The following is an 8,241-nucleotide window of genomic DNA, read 5'->3' as shown; positions in this document are numbered from 1 at the left end:
GGTCCGGTGCATGGCTTGCTGCGCCGCCCTCCCTTGCTGTCATCCCAATGAGGTGTTTCCCGATGCGCGCTCTATTCGTGCTGTTCAGTCTGCTACTGCCGTTGTCCATGGCCCAGGCCGCCGACAACTGTTCGCCGATGCGGTTGGGCTGGTAGAGGCTGAGCAGGGCACCGGCATCGGTGATCGGCGTGGCCTCCAGCAGCAGGGTCTGGCCATTGACGCTGATCTCGCGCAGAGGCAAGCGAAAGCCTTGCTCCAGCAAGGTGTCGAGCAATGCCGGGTCGTTGAACAGCTCGCTGATGCTTTCGCCGGCCGGTTCGCGACCGTACAGGGCGATCAACGCCGGGTTGGCCAGCAGGATCTTGCCCGCACTATCCAGGGCCAGCACCGGGTCGGTCATGGCCGCGAGCAGGGCGTCGAGTTGCAGGTGGCGGCGTTGGCCGGGGAGGATGTCCACCACCGTCACCGCCTGCACGCCGTTGACGCTGAACAGCGCGTCCCGCAGCTCTTCGAGGACTTCGGCGCTCAGGGTCGGCGCGTCGATGTAGACATTGGGCGGGATCATTTCTACCGCGTCCAGGTTGAGATTGCGCCCACCGAGCAAGGCCAGGACTTCCTGGGTAATGCCGACGCGGTCGATGAAGCTGACGTGGATACGCATGGGGCGGCTGACAATTCTGGGGAGCGAGAGGCGGCAAGTATGCCAGACAGGGGGGGAGATCAAAAATGTGGGAGGGGAGCAAGCCCCTCCCTCATTTTGACCGAGTTATGCGAGGTGTTCGGGTTTGACCGGATCACCCGGTTTTACATTCAACTGATGCCGAACGTCCTCGAACATCAAGTCGTACTGCTTGTGCATATCGCCGTTGAGCGTCGCGATCTTCGGCATCCCGTACTTCTGCGCGATATTCATCGCATGCCGGGCAAAGTCGAACGCCTGGTCCTTGGGCAGGAAAAACTCTTCCTTGAGGTCGTTGCCCTGCACCGAGCCATGCAGCTTGAACAGCATACCCTGGCCTTCCTTGGGGTGCTGGCTGACTTCATAGTCGATGTGCAGGTTGTAGCTGTAGTCGGCGTTGTTCAGCGCGTGTCGTTCGATGTGCAAATGCCCGGGTTCAAAGGTAGCCATAGGCGTTTTTCCTCAACTTCACAGATAACGGATGCCTGGGGTTGCCGTGCTGATACGGGTGCCGGCGTGGCCCTGGACGATGGCTTCGATGTCCGAGAGTGAACCGATCACAGCGGTTTTGCCAGTCTGGCGCGCGAACTCGCAGGCCGCTTGCACTTTCGGCCCCATGGAACCGGCGGCGAAACCAAGCCTTTCCATTTCATCCGGGTGGGCCTGGCCGATGGCCTTCTGGGTCGGCTTGCCGAAGTCGATAAAGGCGGCATTGACGTCGGTGGCAATCACCAGCAAATCGGCTTCCAGTTGCGAAGCCAGCAGCGATGAGCACAGGTCCTTGTCGATCACGGCCTCGATGCCCTTGAGCTTGCCGTCTTCGCCGTACATCGTCGGGATACCGCCACCGCCGGCGCAGATCACGATGCTGCCTTTTTCCAACAGCCATTGGATCGGGCGAATTTCGAAGATGCGTTTCGGCCGCGGGCTGGCGACGACGCGGCGGTATTTATCGCCATCCGGGGCGATGGTCCAGCCTTTTTCAGCGGCGAGTTTCTCGGCTTCGGCCTGGGAGTACACGGGGCCGATCGGTTTGCTGGGTTTCTTGAAGGCCGGGTCGTTGGCGTCCACTTCAACCTGGGTGAGCAGGGTGGCAAACGGGACTTCGAAGTCCAGCAGGTTGCCCAGTTCCTGTTCGATGATGTAGCCGATCATGCCTTCGGTTTCCGCGCCGAGCACGTCCAGCGGGTACGGCGAGACGCTGGTGTAGGCCGCCGCCTGCAACGACAGCAGGCCGACTTGCGGGCCGTTACCGTGGGCGATCACCAGCTCGTTGCCGGAATGGATCTTGGCAATCTGTTCGGTGGCGATTCGGATATTGGCGCGTTGGTTGTCCGCTGTCATGGGTTCACCACGGCGGAGGAGGGCGTTACCGCCCAGTGCAACGACGATACGCATAATGCAATCCTTCTAGAGTTCAGCGTGTGAACACAGGACTAAGTGTGGGAGGGGCTTGCTCCCGATGGCGGGCTAACATTCAATACTTGTATCGACTGATACGCCGCTATCGGGGGCAAGCCCCCTCCCACATTGACTGTGTTCCAGCAGTAAAAGTTAGATATCCGCCAACGTCGACACCAGGATCGCCTTGATGGTGTGCATGCGGTTTTCCGCTTGCTCAAAGGCGATGTTGGCCGGGGATTCAAACACCTCTTCGGTCACTTCCACGCCATTGGCCAGGTTCGGATAACGCGCGGCGATGTCCTTGCCAACCTTGGTTTCGCTGTTATGGAAGGCCGGCAGGCAGTGCATGAACTTCACCCGAGGGTTGCCCGAGGCTTTCATCATCTTGGCGTTGACCTGGTACGGCAGCAGTTGCTCGATACGCTCGTCCCACGCTTCCACCGGCTCGCCCATGGACACCCAGATATCGGTGTGGATGAAGTCCACGCCCTTCACCGCCGCGACAGGGTCTTCGGTGATGGTGATGCGCGCGCCGCTTTCCTCGGCAAAGGCCTGGCACTGCTTGATGAAATCTTCGTGTGGCCACAGGGCTTTCGGCGCGCCGATGCGCACGTCCATGCCCAGCTTGGCGCCGATCATCAGCAGCGAGTTGCCCATGTTGTAGCGGGCGTCGCCCAGGTAGGCGTAGCTGATGTCATGCAGCGGCTTGTCGCTGTGTTCGCGCATGGTCAGGGTGTCGGCGATCATTTGGGTCGGGTGGAATTCGGCGGTCAGGCCGTTGAATACCGGCACACCGGCGAACTTGGCCAGCTCTTCGACGATTTCCTGCGCGAAGCCACGGTATTCAATGGCATCGAACATCCGGCCGAGGACGCGGGCGGTGTCTTTCATGCTTTCTTTGTGGCCGATCTGCGACGACATCGGGTCGATATAGGTGACGTGGGCGCCCTGGTCGTGGGCCGCTACTTCGAAGGCGCAGCGAGTGCGGGTCGAGGTTTTTTCGAAGATCAGTGCGATGTTCTTGCCCAGCAAGTGCGGACGCTCGGTGCCGGTGTATTTGGCGCGTTTGAGGTCGCGGGACAGGTCCAGCAGGTAGTTGAGCTCGCGAGTGGTGTGGTGCATCAGCGAGAGCAGGCTGCGGTTGCGCATGTTGAAAGCCATGGTGGATCTCCTTCTGTTTAGGTTATCCCCTTGGCCGACGCCTCGTGAGCGGCGGCCAAGGCGTGAAAATTAATAATCGATTGGGTCGCGGATGATCGGGCAAGTCATGCAGTGGCCACCGCCACGGCCACGGCCGAGTTCACCGGCGCTGATGGTGATGACTTCCACGCCGGCCTTGCGCAGCAGGGTGTTGGTGGAGGTGTTGCGGTCGTAGCCGATCACCACGCCAGGCTCCAGGGCTACCACGTTGTTGCCGTCGTCCCACTGCTCGCGCTCGGCGGCGAAGCTGTTGCCGCCGGTTTCGACGACGCGCAAGGCCTTGAGGTTGAGCGCTGCGGCTACGGTGTCGAGGAAGTTGGTTTTCTCCCGTTGGATATCGATGCCGTGCGGCTTGCTTTCGTCAGGGCGCAGGGTGAAGGCGACGATCTGGTTGACCACTTCAGGGAAGATGGTGACCAGATCGCGGTCACAGAAGCTGAACACGGTGTCCAAGTGCATCGCCGCGCGGGATTTTGGCAGGCCGGCAACGATCACTCGTTCCACGGCTTTGTTTTTGAACAGGTTGCGCGCCAACTGGCCGATGGCCTGGTGGGACGAGCGCTCCCCCATGCCGATCAACACGACGCCATTGCCAATCGGCATGACGTCACCGCCTTCCAGGGTGGCAGCACCGTGTTCCAGGTCAGGGTCGCCGTACCAGATCTGGAAGTCCGCGTTGGTAAACTCGGGGTGGAATTTGTAGATGGCGCTGGCCAGCAGGGTTTCCTGACGTCGCGCCGGCCAGTACATCGGGTTCAGCGTCACGCCACCGTAGATCCAGCAAGTGGTGTCGCGGGTGAACTGGGTGTTGGGCAGCGGCGGCAGAATGAAGCTGGAGTGGCCGAGGAAATCGCGGAACATCTCGATGGTCTTGCCACCGAAGCTGCTCGGCAGGTCATCGGCCGACACGCCACCAATCAGGAACTCGGCGGTCTTGCGTGGCTCCAGGCTGCGCAGCCAGGAGCTGACTTCATCGACCAGGCCCAGACCCACTGTATTGGCGGTGATCTTGCGTTCCAGAATCCAGTCCAGGGCTTCGGGGATGGCGACGATATCGGTCAGCAGGTTGTGCATTTCCAGCACATCAATGTCCCGCTCGCGCATCTTGGTGACAAAGTCGAAATGGTCGCGCTTGGCCTGGGCCACCCACAGCACGTCATCGAACAGCAATTCATCGCAGTTGTTGGGGGTCAGCCGCTGGTGGGCCAAACCTGGGGAGCACACCATGACTTTGCGCAGTTTGCCGGCTTCGGAATGTACGCCGTACTTCACTTTTTCCGTGGTCATTACAGATCCTCCAGTGAACAACAATTACATAGTCAGGAAGCCGGCGTAGAGGCCGTAGGCAGCCACCAGGGCGCCAACAACCACTGCGGCGAAAATCAGCTTCTCGACGTTGGTGAAAATCGGTTTGCCCAGTTCATGCTTGGCCTTGGCGAACAGGATCGCGCCAGGGGCATAGAGCAGGGCGGAGAGCAGCAGGTATTTGGTGCCGCCGGCGTAGAGCAGCCAGACCGCGTAGATCAGTGCGATCGCGCCGATGATCAGGTCCTTCCTGCGGTCGGCCGAGGCGTTTTCGTAGGTTTCGCCACGTACCGCCAGCAACAGCGCATAGGCTGCCGACCACAGGTAAGGCACCAGGATCATCGAGGTGGCGAGGTAGATCAGCGACAGGTACGTGCTGGCGGAAAACAAGGTGATAACCAGGAACACCTGGACCATCGCGTTGGTCAGCCACAACGCGTTGGCCGGTACATGGTTGGCGTTTTCCTTACGCAGGAACTCCGGCATGGTGTGGTCTTTGGCGGCGGCGAACATGATCTCCGCACACAGCAGCACCCACGACAGCAGTGCGCCGAGCAGCGAGATGATCAAGCCGACGCTGATCAGCACCGCGCCCCAGTGGCCCACGACGTGCTCCAGCACGGCAGCCATCGACGGGTTCTGCAACTTGGCCAGTTCCGGTTGGGTCATGATGCCCAGCGAAAGTACGTTCACCAGCATCAGGAACAGCAGCACGGTGATAAAACCGATCACGGTGGCCTTGCCCACGTCGGAGCGTTTTTCGGCCCGCGCCGAGAAGATGCTCGCGCCTTCGATGCCGATGAACACCCATACGGTGACCAGCATCATGTTGCGCACCTGGTTCATCACGCTGCCCAGGTCGGGGTTTTTCAGGCCCCAGATGTCAGCGGTGAAGATGTCCAGCTTGAATGCAAACACCGCAATCAGCACGAACAGCACCAGCGGCACTATCTTGGCGACGGTGGTCACGAGGTTGATGAACGCCGCTTCCTTGATCCCGCGCAGTACCAGGAAATGCACGGCCCACAGCAGCACCGAGGCGCCAATCACTGCGGCCGGGGTGTTGCCCTCGCCAAAGATCGGGAAGAAGTAGCCGAGGGTGCTGAACAAGAGTACGAAGTAGCCGACGTTGCCCAGCCACGCGCTGATCCAGTAACCCCAGGCAGACGAGAAGCCCATGTAGTCGCCGAAACCGGCCTTGGCATAGGCGTATACGCCGCCGTCGAGGTCGGGTTTGCGGTTGGCCAGGGTTTGGAATACAAAGGCGAGGGTCAACATGCCTACAGCAGTAATCACCCAACCGATCAGAACGGCACCGACATCGGCGCTGGCTGCCATGTTTTGCGGCAGGGAGAAGATCCCGCCGCCAATCATTGAGCCCACGACAAGTGCAACCAGTGCACCAAGTCGAAGTTTTCCGGGAGATTCAGACATTGCATAACTCCAATGCAGGAGAAGAGAGAGCACAGAATAATTCTGTGTGCTATTCAAACAACTGACTTAGATCACATCATTGGCACATTCCATTGTGAATTAATGACTTAGGCCGAAAATGCTGCGGGCGCAAGGGCTTGGCGCAGCACCTTGTTGTAGAGCCTTTATGCGCTGTTTATTGTTAAGGTTTGCTAATTGCAGAGACATTTCAAGCTAGCCCCTTTTTGTGAATGTGCAAACTTTTTCCAGGGCGATTCGGCAAACCATTGATGTTCATAAAGTTCAATACATATTTAATTTATAAATTTCCCTAAACTCTAGTTATTGACATGCCTTTGGGTTATTAGAACCCGCGTTTTGTTCGCAATACCTGATAAACGCGGGAGCTCTCGTGCAAATTAGTTGAGTACACAATCGTTCGCTCATTTGTTTTTGACTCTGGAGAGTTCATGTCGCAATCGTCTGAAAAGCTTCGACTCAGCGCCTTGATCGCCCTGGTGGTGGGCTCCATGATCGGCGGGGGGATTTTTTCCCTGCCACAAAATATGGCCGCGCGCGCCGAAGTCGGCGCGGTATTGATCGGCTGGGCGATCACCGCCGTGGGCATGCTGACCCTGGCGTTTGTGTTCCAGACCCTGGCCAACCGCAAACCCGAGCTGGATTCCGGGGTGTATGCCTACGCCAAGGCCGGTTTCGGCGACTACATGGGCTTCTCGTCTGCCTGGGGTTACTGGATCAGCGCGTGGATGGGCAATGTCGGCTACTTCGTACTCTTGTTCAGCACCCTCGGCTACTTTTTTCCGGTGTTCGGCGAGGGCAATACGCCGGTGGCCATCGGCTGCGCCTCGCTGTTGCTGTGGGCCGTGCATTTCCTCGTGATGCGCGGGATCAAGGAGGCGGCATTCATCAACCAGATCACCACGGTGGCCAAGCTCGTACCGTTGCTGATGTTCGTGGTCATCGCCGGCGTGGCATTCAAGGCGGATATCTTCACGGCTGACATATGGGGCTTGGGCAAGCCGCAATTCGGCAGCGTGGCGGACCAGGTGCGCAATATGATGCTGGTCACGGTGTTCGTGTTTATCGGCATCGAGGGCGCCAGCGTGTATTCGGCGCGGGCGCAGAAACGCTCCGACGTGGGCCGGGCCACGGTGATCGGGTTTCTCGGCGTGCTGGCGCTGCTGGTGCTGGTGAACCTGCTCTCCTTGGGCATCATGAGCCAGCCGGAACTGGCGAAATTGCAGAACCCGTCCCTGGCCGGCGTGCTGGAGCACATCGTCGGGCCCTGGGGCGCGCTGCTGATCAGCATCGGTTTGGCGGTATCGCTGCTGGGCGCGTTGCTGTCATGGGCGCTGCTCTGCGCGGAAATTCTCTACGCCACGGCCCATGACAAGACCATGCCGGCCTTTCTGAAAAAGGAAAACGCCAACCAGGTGCCGGTCAACGCCCTGTGGCTGACGAATGTGATGATCCAGATATTCCTGGTCATCACGCTGTTTTCCGAAAGCACCTACACCACCCTGATTTACCTGGCCTCATCCATGATCCTGGTGCCTTACCTGTGGTCGGCGGCCTACGCGGTGTTGTTGAGCGGGCGCGGGGAAACCTACGAAGGCGCCCAGCGCCAGCGCCTGAAAGATCTGCTGGTGGGGCTGATTGCACTGAGCTACGCGGTGTGGCTGCTCTACGCCGGTGGGCTGAAGTACCTGCTGCTGTCGGCGTTGCTGTATGCGCCGGGCGTGGTGTTGTTTGCCCTGGCCAAGCGCGAGCAGGGCCAGCCGTTGTTTACCCATGTGGAAAAAGGCATTTTTGCCTGTGTGATGGCGGGCGCGGGGTTGGCGGCATATGGGCTGTATAGCGGGGTGTTGTCGTTATGAGGCTTTGGCGTTTTGATCAGCGCCGCTTTGTGGCGTGGTGAGCAGGGTGGATTGATCGCGCTGGCTTGCCTGCGATGGCGATCTTCAAGTCACCACTGAGGCCGGTGCGACCCCAACTCTCCCGCCGGCAAATCCCACTGCAACGGTGTGCCGCTGATGGCTATCGGCGCGAGCAATCGGTGCGCCGGTCCCCAGGCCGTTTGTTCCTCCACCAATCCCTGATCTTCAGGTGCCTCGGCCCGCAATGGCGGTTGCTCCGGAACCGGTCCGGCATCCACCAACAATTTTGCCGTGCGCGCCAACGACAACCGCGCCGAACCGCCGCGGCCAGAGGCCAAGCGC

General features: G+C 59.7%; 7 protein-coding genes and 1 pseudogene. 1 reads left to right on the top strand and 7 read right to left on the bottom strand.

Translation table 11 applies throughout. The features are described from left to right. The 6 genes from L9Z73_RS20585 to arcD (L9Z73_RS20560) all read right to left on the bottom strand — a co-directional run. The coding region (locus L9Z73_RS20585) for a PAS domain-containing protein (RefSeq protein WP_247404760.1) at positions 1-661 on the bottom strand (661 nt) is incomplete at its 3' end. Positions 662-766: 105 nt separating this feature from the next. Continuing rightward, positions 767-1,129, bottom strand: coding sequence for a DUF5064 family protein (locus L9Z73_RS20580; RefSeq protein ID WP_247404757.1), 363 nt, complete (start codon positions 1,127-1,129; stop codon positions 767-769). 18 nt (positions 1,130-1,147) lie between these two features. After that, entirely contained in the window at positions 1,148-2,077 is a 930-nt protein-coding gene (arcC, locus tag L9Z73_RS20575; RefSeq protein WP_247404754.1) for a carbamate kinase, read from the bottom strand. A 156-nt stretch (positions 2,078-2,233) separates the two neighbouring features. Then, complete coding sequence (locus L9Z73_RS20570; RefSeq protein WP_247404751.1) at positions 2,234-3,244, bottom strand: ornithine carbamoyltransferase; 1,011 nt, start codon at positions 3,242-3,244, stop codon at positions 2,234-2,236. 69 nt (positions 3,245-3,313) lie between these two features. Further along, positions 3,314-4,570 (bottom strand): arginine deiminase, encoded by a 1,257-nt coding sequence (gene arcA, locus L9Z73_RS20565; RefSeq protein ID WP_247404748.1) that lies wholly within the window; start codon positions 4,568-4,570, stop codon positions 3,314-3,316. A 24-nt stretch (positions 4,571-4,594) separates the two neighbouring features. Further along, positions 4,595-6,022: an arginine-ornithine antiporter gene (arcD, locus tag L9Z73_RS20560; RefSeq protein ID WP_247404746.1), complete on the bottom strand. Its 1,428-nt coding sequence runs from the start codon at positions 6,020-6,022 to the stop codon at positions 4,595-4,597. Between the two features lie 449 nt (positions 6,023-6,471). Here arcD (L9Z73_RS20560) and arcD (L9Z73_RS20555) point away from each other — a divergent pair, with 449 nt between their 5' ends. Continuing rightward, complete coding sequence (gene arcD, locus L9Z73_RS20555) at positions 6,472-7,899, top strand: arginine-ornithine antiporter (protein WP_247404743.1); 1,428 nt, start codon at positions 6,472-6,474, stop codon at positions 7,897-7,899. 89 nt (positions 7,900-7,988) lie between these two features. On the opposite strand, the pseudogene L9Z73_RS20550 reads toward arcD (L9Z73_RS20555), so the two are convergent. Continuing rightward, positions 7,989-8,241 (bottom strand): annotated as a pseudogene (locus tag L9Z73_RS20550) (CoA transferase); the annotation flags it as partial.

Source organism: Pseudomonas emilianonis, assembly GCF_023072625.1.
GTDB classification, from domain to species: Bacteria; Pseudomonadota; Gammaproteobacteria; order Pseudomonadales; family Pseudomonadaceae; genus Aquipseudomonas; species Aquipseudomonas paraveronii.
This window is presented reverse-complemented; position numbering and strand designations above follow the sequence as displayed.